Genomic DNA, 13,747 nt, shown 5'->3' with positions numbered 1-13,747 from the left:
CCGGCCAGCATGGCCCGTCGATTGGGTTATGGCGTCCGCGTCGCCCGATGGCAAGGCCTGCCGGCGCGGCTGCGACGTCATTTCAAGCACATCTTGAAACCCACATGAGACTTCGCGAAACCAAGCCGCTCGTAGAAGCGGTGCGCCCCTTCGCGCGCGGCGTTGGAGGTGAGCTGCACGAGGCGCGCATCGGCGGTTTTCGCCTGCACGATGGCATGTTGCATCATCGCCGCGCCAATGCCCCGCCCGCGCATGTCCTCGCGTGTCTGTACCGCCTCGACGATCAGGTTCGTCGCGCCGCGCCCCGACATGCTGGTGACCAGGGTCGTCTGGAATGTGCCCGCCACCACGCCGTCGACCTCGGCCACGTAAAGCGTGTCGTTGGGACTTGCCACGATGCGCTCGAAGGCGGCCAGATAGGCGCCCATGGCGGCCGGATCGACCGTGTCGCCATGCCCGCCAAGGGAATCGGCGGCAAAAAGCGCGACGATCGCCGCCACGTCGCGACGCTCTGCCTCGCGGATCGACACGGGCTGATCCTCGTCAACCGACATCGCGATCTCTCTCACAGGCGCTTTTCGTAAATCAGCGCCGGAATGCCCGAACCGCCCGCGCCGCAGTTTTCGGTTCTTCCAACCTGCGCGAAGCCGTGCGCGGCATAGAAGCGGCGCGCCCCGGCATTGGCTTCCTCCACCTCGAGCCGGATCCGGCGCGCCTCGGGGAAGCAGTTCTCGACCTCCTCGAGCAACGCCGCGCCGATGCCCTGCCCCTGACGCGAAGGGTGCACATAGAGCTGGCGCAGCATCACCGCCCTGCCCTCGTCGGTTGCCTCGGCGAACGCCATCCCGCCGATCTCCAGGCCATTATCCGCCACCACGAACTCGCTGTTGGGCCGCGTAAGCCTAGCCTCGAGCGCAGCGATCGTGTGCCACGAACCGGTGATCTCATCGACACGCGCGGCGCCGTAAAGCGCGTCATAGGTGTGGTGCCAGGTTTCGATCAGAAGCGCGCGGACCTTCTCCAGGTCGCCGCGCGCCACGGTCCTGACGAAGTATGGCGCGGCGTCAGCCATCGATGCCCAGTTTGGCCTTGACCAGGTCGTTGACGGCCTGCGGATTGGCCTTGCCGCCCGTCGCCTTCATGACCTGCCCGACGAACCAGCCGGCCAATGTCGGCTTGGCCTTCGCCTGCTCGACCTTGTCGGGATTGGCCGCGATCACGTCGTCGACTGCCTTCTCGATGGCGCCGGTGTCGGTGACCTGCTTCATGCCGCGTTCGTCGACGATCCTGCGCGGGTCGCCACCCTCGGCGAGCACGATCTCGAACAGGTCCTTGGCGATCTTTCCGGAGATCGTCCCGTCCTTGATCAGATCGATCACGGCACCGAGCTGTTCTGGCGAAACCGTCGTGCTTTCAATGTCCTGGCCGGCCTTGTTCAGGGCGCCGAGCAGGTCGTTGATGACCCAGTTGGCAGCCGTCTTGCCGTCGCGGCCCTCGGCCACCTTCTCGAAATAGTCCGCCGTGGCCTTCTCCGCGATGAGCACGGAAGCGTCGTATTCCGACAGGCCGAAGGTCTCGATGAAGCGAGCCTTCTTCTCGTCCGGCAGCTCGGTCAGGCCGGAAGCCAGCGCATCCACATAGGCCTGGTCGAACTCGAGCGGCACCAGATCCGGATCGGGGAAATAGCGGTAGTCGTGCGCCTCTTCCTTCGAGCGCATGGAGCGCGTCTCGCCCTTGACGGGATCGAACAGGCGCGTCTCCTGATCGATCGTCCCACCGTCTTCGAGAATGGCGATCTGCCGCCGCGCCTCGGATTCGATCGACTGGCCGACGAAGCGGATCGAGTTGACGTTCTTGATCTCGCAGCGCGTGCCGAAGTCACCGCCGGGCCGGCGCACGGAGACGTTCACATCGGCCCGCATGGAGCCTTCGTCCATGTTGCCGTCGCAGGTGCCGAGATAGCGCAGGATGGTGCGCAGCTTGGTTAGGAACGCCTTGGCCTCGTCCGCCGAGCGGATGTCCGGCTTGGAAACGATCTCCATCAGCGCCACGCCGGAGCGATTGAGGTCGACATAGGACATGGTCGGGTGCTGGTCGTGCAGCGATTTACCCGCATCCTGCTCGAGATGCAGGCGCTCGATGCCCACCACGATCTCCTCGAACGACCCGTCCTTGGCCGGCCCGACGGAGACGATCACCTCGCCTTCGCCGACGATCGGCTGCTTGAACTGCGAGATCTGGTAGCCCTGCGGCAGGTCCGGATAAAAATAGTTCTTCCGGTCGAACACCGAGCGGTGGTTGATCTTCGCCTTCAGGCCGAGGCCCGTGCGGACCGCCTGCCGGACGCATTCCTCGTTGATCACCGGCAGCATGCCGGGCATCGCTGCATCGACGAGGCTGACATTCGCATTCGGTTCCGCGCCGAACGCCGTGGAGGCGCCGGAGAACAGTTTCGCCTCGGAGGTCACCTGCGCGTGAATCTCCATGCCGACGATGATCTCCCAATCGCCGGTCGCACCGGAGATGAAGCGCTTCGGGTCGGGCGTGCGTGTGTCGATGAGTGTCATGATTTCGCGGGGCCGTGCAGTCGGATTGTTCGGAATTGGACTGCCGCATTGGCTAGACCAATCGCCTACGCATGGCAAGCGGAGCGCTTTATTCCACGCGCGGTTTGCGTTATGAAACGCGCCTTCGAATGGAGTCTTTATGTCCACCAGCTTTGAGTCCCGCTAGGGCCCCGGCCTGCAAGACCGTCAGGACCGGGGCGCGAAAACCCTGAACCCCGTGCTGCCAGGCGCAGCGCGGCGCTTTGTGTTGGCCATCCGGCCGACGGTTTTCCAGGACTTGAAGACATGGACATATCGCGCGCAGAACAGCGCATCCTGCACATATTGGCGCAGGGCGGCCGCATCGACGTCGAGAAGGACGACAGGGGCCATATCGAAGACCTCAGCTGCGTCACGCGTGACGGCTGGCATTATCCCGGACTGGACATCGGCCTGTTTCGCAAGCTGAAGCGCAAGCAGGCGATCCAGTCCCGCGGCGGAGGTCCCTACCGGATCACCCGGCGCGGCCTGGGTCTGGTGCGCTCGCAGCTCGACAATCGATAGGGCGCGGACCTTTGCGACGGGGGCTGCCGTTTGCGGCGGCCCCTTCGCCTCAGGCCGTGGCGATGTAGCTGCGGATGTCTTCGGCCTCGCGCTCGACTTCCTCGATGCGTTTCTTGACCACGTCGCCGATGGAGATGATCCCGGCGATCCGACCGTCATGCTCGACAGGCAAGTGGCGGAAGCGGCCCTCGGTCATGATCTGCATGACCTCGTTGACCGTATGGTGCTCCCGGCAGCGCTGTACCTTCGCCGTCATCACCGAGGAAACGGGGCTTTCGAGCACCGCGGCGCCGTTCTGGCCGACGGCCCGGACGATGTCGCGCTCGGAAAGAATGCCGGCGATCTGGCCCGCATCCCTTGTGACCACCACCGCACCGATGCCGTGCTCCGCCAGGATCTGCGCCGCTTCGGCAAGGCTCTTGTCCGGCGCGATCGTGACGACATCCCGCCCCTTGGTATCCAGAATGGCCTTCACGGTCATGGCAATCTCCTTCTACCGGCAATGCCATGATGTTGCGCCCGGGAAAGGCGCTTTGCAAGTCTGTGGATGGAAGCGGCGTCAACCTTGCGCGAGCCCTGCAAAACCGCCGGCCCGCGCCTCAGCGGTCAAACAGGCGGATGGCGAAGAAGCCCAACAGGAAACCGCCGATATGCGCTTCCCAGGCGATCTGGGGCGAATCGGGCGATGCGCCGACACCCAGTCCGGTGACCAGGTTGACGACCATCCAGACGGCCAGGAACACAAGCACGGTGCGCGACCGCAGAACCATCGGGATCGGCCAGACCGGGCCGGCGAAGGATGGCTTGGGCTGGCGCCGGTCGACCTGGAACGCGAAGCGCGCCGCTGCCCCCATCATCGCCGAGATGGCGCCCGATGCGCCGACCAGCGGTGCTGCCGAAAGCGGATGCAGGACAAAATGCAGGCCGGCGGCGGCAAGCGCCCCCGCGCCCCAGAACAGCACGAAGCGCATGGCTCCGATCCGGTTGGCCAGGGGCGAACCGAACGCCGCCAGCCAGATCATGTTGACCGCCAGATGGGCGATGCCGCCATGCAGGAAGGAATAGGTGAGCGGGCTCACCGCCGCATAGGCGTCGAGCAGGTAAGGTCCGGTATAGCGGATCGGCAGGAACGCGAAGCGCAGGATGAGCCATGCCTCGCCTTGCGGGCCGAGCCAAAGGGCTTGCAGCGCGAAGATGCCGATGCAGGCGAGTGCAAAGACCGTGACGACCGGCGCCAGGTTGAACACCGGCTCGCGGCGCGGCGGCTCCCCCGCTTCGTTCGGGATGTCGTTCACCACGTCCGGACCGGCTTCCGGCGCACCATCGTCTCGTTCTTTGTCCATCGCCCTCGGTAGCAGAGGACGGAGCAAGAAAAAAGCCGCTCAGGATCGCTCCTGAACGGCCTGGTCGAGCCCCCCTGCCGGTCTCGTGAAGAGGATCGGCGTCTGCCCCGTCATCCGCCTGATTCGGCGTGTTCTGACAAAACCACCCTGCCACCGGGCGCCGCAGCGGGCAATCTAAACCCTTTTTTAACCTTAACGAAATCCGAGACTTAACAAGTCCTGCCGGTCTGGCACGCAACCTGCACCCGTCCACATGTCGCTATTGAAAATGCCGGCGCCTGTCCGCCTATGAGACAGGCCCGGGCCGAAAGCAGGAGCCAACAGGCATGAAACAGGACGGTTCTGTTACGCTGTTCCAATATTGGGACAGGTTGCGCGGCAATCGCCCAGCGCCGAAGCGCACGGAAATCGAGCCGGCGGACATCAAGACCCTGCTCGCCGACACCTTCATCCTGGAGAAGGATGCGCGCGGCGAAGCCGTTTTCCGCCTCGCCGGCACCCGTCTCTGCGCCACCTTCGGCAAGGAACTGAAAGGCTTCTCCTTCGCTTCCCTTTGGGCCAAGAAGGACCAGGCCATCGTTGGCAAGCTGGCGCGCAGCGCATTCGACCAGAAATCCGTGGTGGTGTTCTCGTTCGAGGGATGCACGGCGGGCGGCGAAACGACCGGTTTCGAACTGCTCCTGCTGCCGCTCGACGGCGGCATGGAGAATCCGCGCGCGCTCGGCTCGCTCATTCCGTGCGAAAAGCCTTTCTGGCTGGGCGCCGAGGCGGTCGTCGAGTGCCGCATCACCTCGCTGCGCGTGGTCGATGCCGATCGTGAACCGATGTTCCTCAAGAACCGTCCCGCCGTCCCCGTGCCGCCGCTGGCGCCGGATGGCCACTCGCTGACCGACAGTCTGATCGAGCCCGGCCGCGGCCGCCGGTTTCGCCATCTGGTTGTCTTCGAGGGTGGCCGCACCGGTTGACCCTTACCGCTTGTTAACCCGCCGGGCGTAATTTTACGCTGCTTCGAGAAGGCAGCGGGACCTGTCCGAGCGGGAGCGTGAAAGAGGACAATGTCAGCGGCGATCAACCCCATCCCCCTGCGCAGCGAGCGTCGGAATTTTCAGCGCGTCAGGGTGACGATCTATGGACGGTTCATGCTAGAGGACCGGACGGAGCATGCCTGCCGCGTCATCGATATGTCACCCGGCAATGCGTCCCTGATCGCCGACCGGTCCGGACGCCCGGGTGAAAAGATCATCGCCTACCTGGATCACATCGGCCGCATTGAAGGCGTCGTCACGCGGACGCTGGACCATGGCTTCGCCATGACCATCATCGCTTCGGAGCGCAAGCGCGACAAGCTCGCCGCCCAGCTCACCTGGCTTGCCAACAAGCACGAGCTGGACCTACCCGAAGACCGCCGCCACGAGCGTATCGCGCCGCGCAATCCGATCAGCACGCTGCGCCTGCCCGATGGCGGCGAATACCGGTGCCGCATCATCGACCTTTCCCTTTCGGGCGCGGCCATCGAGAGCGACATCCGCCCGGAGAAGGGAACGCAGGTTCATCTGGGAACGATGCGCGGCCAGGTGGTCCGTCATTTCGAGGACGGCATCGCCATCGAGTTCGCGGGCATCCAGAACCGCCAGGCCTTGGAGGCCGAGTTCTCGCTGCCGAGCGACAACTGAGAAGCGCCACTGGCGCCTTCCACGTCCGTTTGCAGAATGCAGCGCCCCTGTTCTTCCGGCACGACGCCCGGCCTATTCAATTCCGAAAGCGGGATGATAGCGGACCGCGCCGACATCGCCGCTATCGGTCAGCCGTAGAATCTGGAAATACTCCGCCGGGACACCGGCGAGCGTGACCCGTTCATCGCAGGCGAAGCCGAAGCGCCGATAATAGGCCGGATCGCCAAGCACGACACAGCCCTTCGCTCCCCGATCCCTGAGCTGATCCAGCCCCGTTCGGATAAGCTCGGCCCCTACGCCCCGTCGCCGATGGTCACGATGCACCGCGACCGGCCCAAGCCCGTAATATCCCGGCGCTCTCCCAAGACTTACGGGCGAGAACGCGACGTGACCGACGATTTCGCCGTCCTCGATGGCGACCAGCGAGATGGACAGGCCATCGCTCGCGCGAAGCCGCTCCACGATCTCCGCCTCCGTGCCGTCCGCGTGCTCGGCGCCCGTGAAGGCCGCCGTGATGAGAGCGCGGATTGCCGCCGCGTCGGTCTGGTTCTCGGATCGAACATGCATGGATCGAGGATTAGCATGTCAGGCTGCACTGTCACGCCCGGATTTCACCTGGAATCCGGAATTTCACCTGGCTTTCGGACAGTGGAGAGAGATCCACCCCTCCAAGCCGCGCCTTCGCGGCCATACCGCGCTTGTCGGCTTCCACCGCAAACCCCTCCCATGGCCGGCGCTGCAGATCCCTACAATTTTAGATAAATTCTACTAAAATATAAATTGGATTTGATTTCAATTTTATACTTACTAAATGAAAATAACAGTAGAATTTAGCGAGACTTATACTTCGGGATTTTGCATGGAATAAATACCTACATGTCATTGTCTCCTCAAACGGGAGACAAGACGATGGGGATTTCAAAGAGCTTGCGGCTTGCCGCTGCCGCCGCGACGCTGCTTGCGTCTTTCACGGTCGGTGCGCATGCAGCGCAGACCTTCATGAAGACCGGCGGGCTGACCACCCAGCCGATCGGGCACTATGAGCTTTGCCAACGCGAGCCTGCGGAATGCCGGCAGTCGACGGCCAATGCGCGCCCGATCAAGCTGACACGCAATCTCTGGCAGGCCATGATCGACATCAACAATTCGGTCAACGCCGCCGTCCAGCCGCGAACGGACCAGGAGATCTGGGGCATCGAGGAATTCTGGTCCTATCCGGACGTCTTCGGCGACTGCGAGGACTATGTGCTGGAAAAGCGCAGGCTTCTGATGAAGGCCGGCGTGCCGGCCGGCAATCTCCTCATCACCGTGGTGCGCCAGCCGAACGGCGACGGCCACGCCGTGCTGACGGTCATGACCAGCATGGGCGACTACATCCTGGACAATCTGGAACCGCGCGTTCTGGCCTGGACGGACACGGAATACACCTATCTGAAGCGCCAGTCGGCCGCCAGCTCGGGCAAATGGGTCAGCATCAATGACGGCCGCGCCGGCGCGGTCGCCAGTGTCGGAACCAGCAGATAGCACGCAACAGGGCGCGCGTTCCGCAAGGGACGCAACCCATTACCTTTCAGGCGATGCTGCAGAACCGGAAACGCCGGCTGCGCGTCGGGCTGATGCGGGATACCCGGTCGAGTCCCCACCTCCCCGTCCCCAACGACCGGGTCTAGGAGCCGGCCCAGTCCTCTGGGTCGGCTCCGCATTTTGAACGTTGTCAGACCGGCTTCAGGTCGCTCATGAAGCGGCGCGCATTCTCCACGTAGTGCGCCGCCGACCATTCGAGTTGCCTGACGGCCTCCTCGTCGAGCGTGCGAACGACCTTCGCCGGCGCGCCGACGATCAGCGAATTATCGGGAAACATCTTTCCCTCCGTGACCAGCGCGCCCGCACCCACAAGCGAGTTGCGGCCGATCTTCGCCCCGTTCAGCACAGTCGCCCCCATCCCGATCAGAGAATTGTCGCCGATCGTGCAGCCATGCAGGATCGCCCGGTGGCCGATGGTGCAGCCGCGTCCCACCCGCAAGGGAAACCCCATATCCGTATGCAGCACGGAATGCTCCTGGATGTTGGTGTCTTCCCCGATATCGATCAGCTCGTTGTCGCCGCGCAGCACCGCGCCGAACCAGATACCGGCATTGCGCCCGAGCCGCACGCGGCCGATCAGCGTCGCATCGGGGGCGATCCAGTTGGATCCGGGCTGGTCAAAAAGCGGGCTCTCGCCGGCGAGTGCGTAAATCGGCATTGGCAATTTCCTGTCTGAATGAAGGCGGCATGCTGAACCCGGAACCAGAGCAGGTTTCGCAGCGATTTGGAAGGCCGCGCCGGCTGCCAGGCTGGCGGTTTCACCGCAACCCGCTGGCGCAAACGCCCGCAAAACCCGGCGAAGCGCCGCCACTTTTACGCGCCATTTACCATAATGGCTGCAAGCTCATCGCATCCAGATGAGCGTCGGTCGCGCTGCCCTTCACCTCCGGCGTCCGCGATCGAACCCTGGAATGGCCGCAGCGATGGAGACAACGGTTTTGACAGATGCGCCGGCAGCGCCGAATCCCCGTTTCATGCTGCGCGTCTTCCAGGTCAGCGTCGCCCTGCTGCTCCTGTCGCTCGGCATCGCGGGAGCGGGTCACTGGCTCGGCGGCTCGATGGCGACGGCCGGTCACAGCGAATCCACCCAAGCCCACGAGATCGTGCTCGGAAACAACGTTCTGACCGTTCCGGAGAACGCCATTCGTTTCGAGGCAGCGCGGCGGAGCGGCGTGACGCAGCGGCTAGACCTCTATCTGCGCTGGCCGGACCTCCAAGGCTATACCCGCGCCACGCGCGACGACTTCAACCACACCGATGGAGCGCGGCGCATCGTCTTTCTCAGCTTCGAGGAACGCATGATGTCGCGCGACATGAGCGATCGCTTCGAGCCGATCTACGCGCATGTCGTCGACCCGCAATCGTTCGACGGCCCGAACGGGATCCGCTTTCACGGCTTCACCCCCGAATCCGGCTATCAGAACGAGGCCCTCGCTGTCGCAGACGATCCGTCGGGTGAACGCCTCTTCGTCGCACGCTGCCTCAGCGGCCCGGCGGCGCGCGAATCCCTGGCGCCCTGCGAGCGCGACATCGCCATCGGAGACGAGATGAGCCTCACCTACAGGTTCCCCGCCGAACTGCTCGGGGAATGGCAGGCACTCGATATGGCGATCGCCGCAAAAGCGAAGAGCTTTCTACAGACGGCACACTGAAAAGCGAAAAAGGTCCGGAAACCGCCACGGATTTCCGGACCCTTTTCATGAATCCCGGCGCCCATACGTCTCCATGGGCCATGCAGCGCGCGGGCTGCAGATCCCCACTACAGATCGATGTCGAGAATGGCCATCGAGAAATTGTAGGACAGCTCGCCTTCATCCTCGTCCTTGAAGATGATGCCGAGGAACTCGTCGCCCACATACAGTTCGCAGGAATCCTCCTTGCGCGGCCGGGCCTTCACCGACAGCGTCGGATTGTTGAAGGTACGCTTGAAATACGCTTCGAGTTTTCTGATTTCTTCAGGTTTCAAGACGTGTCTCCGGTGCCTTTGGACGGTGCGCCTCGATGCGCGCCGTCATGATCGATCTCTGGGTTTCCGTGCGAACTGTTCGCAGAACGCATCACCGGAAGGTGGCGTTCCGCCCTCGCCTGACCCGGCTTCTGACATGTGCTCCGGCGCGCTGTAAACCCTGAAACGGAATTTCGTGAGGGACAGGCGCACGGGCTGCCTCCTTGCGCCACCGGGTCCCTCGTCAGGCTTCGTCGCGCAAAATCTGGTCCATGGAACGGGACGGCTCGCGGCATCCCGATTCGCCGACCACCCGCGCCGGCACGCCCGCGACGGTCTTGTTGGGCGGCACGGAGGTCAGAAGCACCGAACCGGCCGCCACCCGCGCGCAGTGCCCGACCTCGATATTGCCGAGGATCTTGGCGCCGGCGCCGATCAGCACGCCGTGGCGGATCTTCGGATGCCGGTCGCCGCCCTCCTTGCCCGTTCCGCCGAGCGTCACGGCATGCAGCAGCGAGACATTGTCCTCGACGACCGCGGTCTCGCCGATCACCACGCCGGTCGCGTGGTCGATGAAGATGCCCTTGCCGAGGCGGGCGGCCGGATTGATGTCCGTTTGGAACACGACGGACGAGCGGCTTTGCAGGTAGAGCGCGAAATCCTTCCGCCCCTGCCGCAGCAGCCAGTTGGCGAGCCGATGCGTCTGGATCGCGTGAAAACCCTTGAAATAGAGGACCGGCATCAGGAAGCGGTCGCAGGCGGGATCCCGGTCGTAATAGGCCTGGATATCCACGCGCACCACGGCGCGCCATTCCGGCTCGTCCTGAAGCATGGCGTGGAAGGTCTGGCGGATCAGGTCGGCGCCGATATCGGGATGGTCCAGCCTTTCGGCGACCCGGTGAATGACCGCGCTTTCCAGCGTGTCATGGTTCAGCACAGTCGCGTAAAGAAAGGCAGCGAGCAGCGGATCGTTGGCCACCGCCGCTTCAGCCTCGCCGCGCACCGCGCGCCAGATCGGATCGACGGGTGCTGGTGCGTCCTTGTGGGCGCCATCTTCTCGAACCGCATTGCGGACGCTCATGGCCGGTCTCCAGTGACAGCTGTTCTTGCGTTGCCGCGAAACATACGCCAGAAGCCCGTTCAGTTGAACCGCAAAAAACCTTGAAGCTGGTTGCAGGAATACTGAACCATGGCCGACGACCATCTGCCGGAACTGACCGGTTTCACGCTTTCGCTCCGCGATCAGGTGGCGACGCTGACGCTGGACCGGCCCGAAAAGATGAATGCGATGACCCGGGACATGTGGCAGGCGCTCGGCGTCATGATCGGGCGGATCGAGCGCGACGAAGCCGCACGGGCGATCATCCTGACCGGCGCGGGACCGCATTTCTGCGCCGGCGCGGATATCGGGGAGTTCGAAACCGTCCGGCGTGATGCCGAGACCGCGCGCGCCTACGAGGCGCTCAATGCCGCCGCCTTCGCCGCCATCCGCAACGCCACGATACCGACCATCGCGGCGATCGACGGCGTCTGTTTCGGCGGCGGCTTCGGCCTCGCCGCTGCCTGCGATCTGCGGATCGCCACGCCGCAGGCGCGCTTCGCCGTTCCGGCAGCGAAACTCGGCCTCGCCTACCCGGTGGAGGCCATGGGCGACATCGTCGCCACCGCCGGCGCTCAGATGGCGCGGTATCTGACCTTCAGCAGCGCCCGGATCGATGCACAAAAGGCGATGGATTGCGGGTTCCTGCTGGAGATCACCGCCTCCGAAACCCTGCTGGCACGCGCCGGCGAGATCGCCGGGGTTCTGGCGCTGAACGCTCCCCTGTCGATCCGCGCGTCGAAAGCCTCGATCGCGGCCGCGCTGTCCGGCCGGAAAGAGGACATGGAACACGCCCAGAACCTGGGCGATGCAACCTTCGAGAGCACGGACTATGCGGAGGGCCGCAGGGCTTTCCTGGAAAGACGTGCAGCGAAGTTCCTGGGTCGCTGAGAGCCGGGATCGACGGGCCGCGCGGTCGCCTGATCTATGCGGCCTGGTCGCGGCTGAGGAATTTCAGGATTTCGGTGGCAAAGACATCGTTGCGGTCGCCCGCCACCATGTGCCCCGCCCCGCCCACATCCACATAGGACGCCGCCGGCGCGAGCGAGACGAATTCGCGGGCATGGGCTTCCTGCACCAGCTCGGAGCGCATGCCACGCACCAGAAGAACCGGCAGGTGAAGTCCGGGCAACCCCGTCATCAGTTCCTGCATCAGCGCGTCGGCGCCCGAGTTGATGTTCTGCGCGCCCTTGATGAAGGCCGGGTCCCAATGCCAGCGGTACCGCCCGTCCTCGTCGCGCCGGAGATTCTTGCGCAAGCCTTCGAGGGAGCGGCGCGGCGCGCGATGCGGCAGATAGGCGGCGATCGCCTCCGCCGCCTCCTCGAGCGAGGCGAACCCCTCTTCCATGCGCGCGCCCATGAAGCCCTGAATCTTGTCAACGCCCTGCGGATCGAGCCGCGGCGTGATGTCGACCAGCACCAGTGCCTCGAGCAGCGGTCCCTCCTGCATTTCCGCCGTCAGCGACGCCAGCCCGCCAAGTGAAGCGCCGACCGCGGAGGGACGCGCGTGAAAGCGCGCGTGGACCTGCCGGATGAGCGCCGCGGCGTCCGCCCCGTAGTGGCGGAAACCATAGTGCCCTGTCTCCACCCAGGCGCTCTCGCCATGGCCGCGCTGATCGACGGAGATCGCCCGCATTCCCTGGCGCGCCACCGCGCGCGCCGTGGCATCCCAGGCACGTCGCGTCTGGCCGCCGCCATGCAGGAAGATCACCGGATGCCCGCCCCCGTCCCAGAGGTCGGCAACGAGCGGATTGCCCTCGGCCCCGACGAAGGAAATAGGCTTACGATCGACCAAGCGGATGCTCCTCCAGAAACGCCAGCGCGCGCGCCTTGAACGTGCGGTCGCCGACAGCCAGCATATGGTCGCGGCGCTCGATCGCAAAGGCGGTCGCGTCAGGCATCAGGGCGGCAAGCGCCTCGGGGGAGCCGGCAATGTCGTCTGCGGTGCCCACGGCCACCAGCGTCGGCTGGACGATGCGCGCCGCCTGCTCGGCGCTGAGCAGTTCGCGCGAGGTCGCGATACAGGCGGCCAGCGCCTGGCGGTCGCTCTTCGTCTGGTCCGCAAATTTGCGGAACATGCGGCCGCGCGGCGAGACGATCGCCTCGGGATCGGGAGCGAGCAGCGCCTCGGCGATCTCGTCCCATTCCCCGACGCCCTCGACCATGCCGATCCCCAGCCCGCCGAAGATCAGCGAAGCAACCTTGTCGGGGTGCTCCAGCGCCAGGAAAGCCGAGATGCGCGCGCCCATCGAGTAGCCGAACACATGCACCCGCCCGATGTCCAGGTGATCGAGTAGCGCGGCCGCGTCCCCCGCCATCCTGACAGGCGTATAGTCCGCCTTGTCGTGGCTTTTCGCCGACTTTCCATGGCCGCGGTTGTCGAGCGCGATGACCCGGTAACCGGCGTCGCGCAGGGTCTTCACCCAGCCCGGCGCCACCCAGTTGACGTAATGCGTCGAGGCAAAGCCGTGAATGAGAAGAACCGGGTCGCCATGGCCCTCGTCGATAAAGGCCAGCTCAAATCCGTCGTGAGTGAATGATTGCATGTCGGCTGAAGGATCGTCCGTTGAAATCTACTTGCCCGCCGGCGCGCCGATGCGCGGATGACGCAGGCGGTTGCCGATCTCGATCCCCGATTTTTGCGCGGTTCCGGCTGGCAGTTCAAGCACGAACTGGGACTGGACGTCCGGCGAGATGGATGCGGTGGAGAACGGGACGCCGCGCGCGATGGCCCGGATCACCCCATCTGCGCCGATAAACAGCAGGTCGAGCGGCAGCGGCGTGTTCTGCATCCAGAAGCCCTGTCTGCTTTCCGTCGGAAAGATGAAGAGCATTCCCCGGTCGGCCGCCATCGACTGGCGAAACATCAGGCCGCGCTGCCGCTCATGCGGCTCGTCGGCGATCTCGATGGAAAACGTCTTCTCGCCGGCCCGCGTCTCGATGATCAGCGGGTCCGCATCGGCCGGCAGGCGCATCACGCTTGTCTGCGCGAA

General features: G+C 64.6%; 18 protein-coding genes. 6 read left to right on the top strand and 12 right to left on the bottom strand.

The features are described 5' to 3' along the window. Positions 1-77: 77 nt before the first annotated feature. Genes NA2_RS18685 through gatB form a run of 3 tightly spaced genes read right to left on the bottom strand, consistent with a single transcriptional unit; the run spans position 78 to position 2,567 of the window. The gene (locus NA2_RS18685; RefSeq protein WP_040678589.1) at positions 78-554 is read right to left on the bottom strand and encodes a GNAT family N-acetyltransferase; all 477 of its coding nucleotides are present in this window, start codon (positions 552-554) and stop codon (positions 78-80) included. A gap of 11 nt (positions 555-565) precedes the next feature. Next, the gene (locus NA2_RS18680) at positions 566-1,072 is read right to left on the bottom strand and encodes a GNAT family N-acetyltransferase (protein WP_008598728.1); all 507 of its coding nucleotides are present in this window, start codon (positions 1,070-1,072) and stop codon (positions 566-568) included. Further along, a complete protein-coding gene (gene gatB / locus NA2_RS18675; protein WP_008598727.1) occupies positions 1,065-2,567 on the bottom strand; it encodes an Asp-tRNA(Asn)/Glu-tRNA(Gln) amidotransferase subunit GatB in 1,503 nt (500 codons plus the stop codon). Before gatB ends, NA2_RS18680 begins: the two co-directional genes overlap by 8 nt. A gap of 285 nt (positions 2,568-2,852) precedes the next feature. Between gatB and NA2_RS18670 the strand changes: the two genes are divergently transcribed. Further along, positions 2,853-3,110 (top strand): YjhX family toxin, encoded by a 258-nt coding sequence (locus NA2_RS18670; protein WP_008598726.1) that lies wholly within the window; start codon positions 2,853-2,855, stop codon positions 3,108-3,110. Positions 3,111-3,159: 49 nt separating this feature from the next. On the opposite strand, the gene NA2_RS18665 is transcribed toward NA2_RS18670, so the two are convergent. Then, on the bottom strand, positions 3,160-3,591 hold the full coding sequence (locus NA2_RS18665) for a CBS domain-containing protein (RefSeq protein ID WP_008598725.1): 432 nt from the start codon (positions 3,589-3,591) through the stop codon (positions 3,160-3,162). 118 nt (positions 3,592-3,709) lie between these two features. Further along, on the bottom strand, positions 3,710-4,453 hold the full coding sequence (locus tag NA2_RS18660) for a rhomboid family intramembrane serine protease (RefSeq protein ID WP_008598724.1): 744 nt from the start codon (positions 4,451-4,453) through the stop codon (positions 3,710-3,712). Positions 4,454-4,779: 326 nt separating this feature from the next. Here NA2_RS18660 and NA2_RS18655 point away from each other — a divergent pair, with 326 nt between their 5' ends. Further along, on the top strand, positions 4,780-5,418 hold the full coding sequence (locus NA2_RS18655) for a PAS domain-containing protein (RefSeq protein ID WP_008598723.1): 639 nt from the start codon (positions 4,780-4,782) through the stop codon (positions 5,416-5,418). A gap of 90 nt (positions 5,419-5,508) precedes the next feature. Next, the gene (locus NA2_RS18650; RefSeq protein ID WP_008598719.1) at positions 5,509-6,126 is read left to right on the top strand and encodes a PilZ domain-containing protein; all 618 of its coding nucleotides are present in this window, start codon (positions 5,509-5,511) and stop codon (positions 6,124-6,126) included. Positions 6,127-6,198: 72 nt separating this feature from the next. Here the strand turns inward: NA2_RS18650 and NA2_RS18645 are convergent, their stop codons facing one another. Continuing rightward, positions 6,199-6,693: a GNAT family N-acetyltransferase gene (locus tag NA2_RS18645; protein WP_008598718.1), complete on the bottom strand. Its 495-nt coding sequence runs from the start codon at positions 6,691-6,693 to the stop codon at positions 6,199-6,201. Between the two features lie 348 nt (positions 6,694-7,041). Here NA2_RS18645 and NA2_RS18640 point away from each other — a divergent pair, with 348 nt between their 5' ends. After that, on the top strand, positions 7,042-7,650 hold the full coding sequence (locus tag NA2_RS18640) for a transglutaminase-like cysteine peptidase (protein WP_420798714.1): 609 nt from the start codon (positions 7,042-7,044) through the stop codon (positions 7,648-7,650). 190 nt (positions 7,651-7,840) lie between these two features. On the opposite strand, the gene NA2_RS18635 is transcribed toward NA2_RS18640, so the two are convergent. Further along, positions 7,841-8,368 carry a gamma carbonic anhydrase family protein gene (locus NA2_RS18635; RefSeq protein WP_008598715.1) on the bottom strand — a complete coding sequence of 176 codons (528 nt, stop codon included), beginning with the start codon at positions 8,366-8,368 and terminating at the stop codon, positions 7,841-7,843. Positions 8,369-8,633: 265 nt separating this feature from the next. Here NA2_RS18635 and NA2_RS18630 point away from each other — a divergent pair, with 265 nt between their 5' ends. Then, positions 8,634-9,362: a hypothetical protein gene (locus NA2_RS18630; RefSeq protein WP_008598714.1), complete on the top strand. Its 729-nt coding sequence runs from the start codon at positions 8,634-8,636 to the stop codon at positions 9,360-9,362. A 107-nt stretch (positions 9,363-9,469) separates the two neighbouring features. Here NA2_RS18630 and NA2_RS18625 read toward each other — a convergent pair whose 3' ends face one another. After that, a complete protein-coding gene (locus tag NA2_RS18625) occupies positions 9,470-9,676 on the bottom strand; it encodes a DUF3126 family protein (protein ID WP_008598713.1) in 207 nt (68 codons plus the stop codon). Positions 9,677-9,899: 223 nt separating this feature from the next. Continuing rightward, positions 9,900-10,736 (bottom strand): serine O-acetyltransferase, encoded by an 837-nt coding sequence (gene cysE / locus NA2_RS18620; RefSeq protein ID WP_008598712.1) that lies wholly within the window; start codon positions 10,734-10,736, stop codon positions 9,900-9,902. A 108-nt stretch (positions 10,737-10,844) separates the two neighbouring features. Between cysE and NA2_RS18615 the strand changes: the two genes are divergently transcribed. Continuing rightward, positions 10,845-11,645: an enoyl-CoA hydratase/isomerase family protein gene (locus NA2_RS18615; protein ID WP_008598711.1), complete on the top strand. Its 801-nt coding sequence runs from the start codon at positions 10,845-10,847 to the stop codon at positions 11,643-11,645. Positions 11,646-11,679: 34 nt separating this feature from the next. On the opposite strand, the gene NA2_RS18610 is transcribed toward NA2_RS18615, so the two are convergent. The 3 genes from NA2_RS18610 to NA2_RS18600 form a co-directional block, all read right to left on the bottom strand. Further along, complete coding sequence (locus tag NA2_RS18610) at positions 11,680-12,549, bottom strand: alpha/beta fold hydrolase (protein WP_008598710.1); 870 nt, start codon at positions 12,547-12,549, stop codon at positions 11,680-11,682. Beyond that, on the bottom strand, positions 12,536-13,300 hold the full coding sequence (locus tag NA2_RS18605) for an alpha/beta fold hydrolase (protein WP_008598709.1): 765 nt from the start codon (positions 13,298-13,300) through the stop codon (positions 12,536-12,538). The genes NA2_RS18610 and NA2_RS18605 overlap by 14 nt, the downstream gene beginning before the upstream one ends. Before the next feature lie 27 nt (positions 13,301-13,327). Then, positions 13,328-13,747 (bottom strand): DUF192 domain-containing protein (locus tag NA2_RS18600; protein WP_008598708.1); only part of this gene is annotated, 420 nt, incomplete at its 5' end.

Origin of the sequence: Nitratireductor pacificus pht-3B, from assembly GCF_000300335.1 — a bacterium.
GTDB lineage: Bacteria > Pseudomonadota > Alphaproteobacteria > Rhizobiales > Rhizobiaceae > Nitratireductor > Nitratireductor pacificus.
The sequence above is the reverse complement of the archived record's forward strand: the minus strand, read 5'-3'. Positions and strand labels throughout refer to the sequence as shown.

Excerpts from the sequence above, each read along its gene's own strand:
- NA2_RS18685 (WP_040678589.1), bottom strand. The coding sequence starts at position 554 with ATGTCGGTTGACGAGGATCAGCCCGTGTCGATCCGCGAGGCAGAGCGT.
- NA2_RS18680 (WP_008598728.1), bottom strand. The coding sequence starts at position 1,072 with ATGGCTGACGCCGCGCCATACTTCGTCAGGACCGTGGCGCGCGGCGAC.
- gatB (WP_008598727.1), bottom strand. The coding sequence starts at position 2,567 with ATGACACTCATCGACACACGCACGCCCGACCCGAAGCGCTTCATCTCC.
- NA2_RS18670 (WP_008598726.1), top strand. The coding sequence starts at position 2,853 with ATGGACATATCGCGCGCAGAACAGCGCATCCTGCACATATTGGCGCAG.
- NA2_RS18665 (WP_008598725.1), bottom strand. The coding sequence starts at position 3,591 with ATGACCGTGAAGGCCATTCTGGATACCAAGGGGCGGGATGTCGTCACG.
- NA2_RS18660 (WP_008598724.1), bottom strand. The coding sequence starts at position 4,453 with ATGGACAAAGAACGAGACGATGGTGCGCCGGAAGCCGGTCCGGACGTG.
- NA2_RS18655 (WP_008598723.1), top strand. The coding sequence starts at position 4,780 with ATGAAACAGGACGGTTCTGTTACGCTGTTCCAATATTGGGACAGGTTG.
- NA2_RS18650 (WP_008598719.1), top strand. The coding sequence starts at position 5,509 with ATGTCAGCGGCGATCAACCCCATCCCCCTGCGCAGCGAGCGTCGGAAT.
- NA2_RS18645 (WP_008598718.1), bottom strand. The coding sequence starts at position 6,693 with ATGCATGTTCGATCCGAGAACCAGACCGACGCGGCGGCAATCCGCGCT.
- NA2_RS18635 (WP_008598715.1), bottom strand. The coding sequence starts at position 8,368 with ATGCCGATTTACGCACTCGCCGGCGAGAGCCCGCTTTTTGACCAGCCC.
- NA2_RS18630 (WP_008598714.1), top strand. The coding sequence starts at position 8,634 with ATGGAGACAACGGTTTTGACAGATGCGCCGGCAGCGCCGAATCCCCGT.
- cysE (WP_008598712.1), bottom strand. The coding sequence starts at position 10,736 with ATGAGCGTCCGCAATGCGGTTCGAGAAGATGGCGCCCACAAGGACGCA.
- NA2_RS18615 (WP_008598711.1), top strand. The coding sequence starts at position 10,845 with ATGGCCGACGACCATCTGCCGGAACTGACCGGTTTCACGCTTTCGCTC.
- NA2_RS18605 (WP_008598709.1), bottom strand. The coding sequence starts at position 13,300 with ATGCAATCATTCACTCACGACGGATTTGAGCTGGCCTTTATCGACGAG.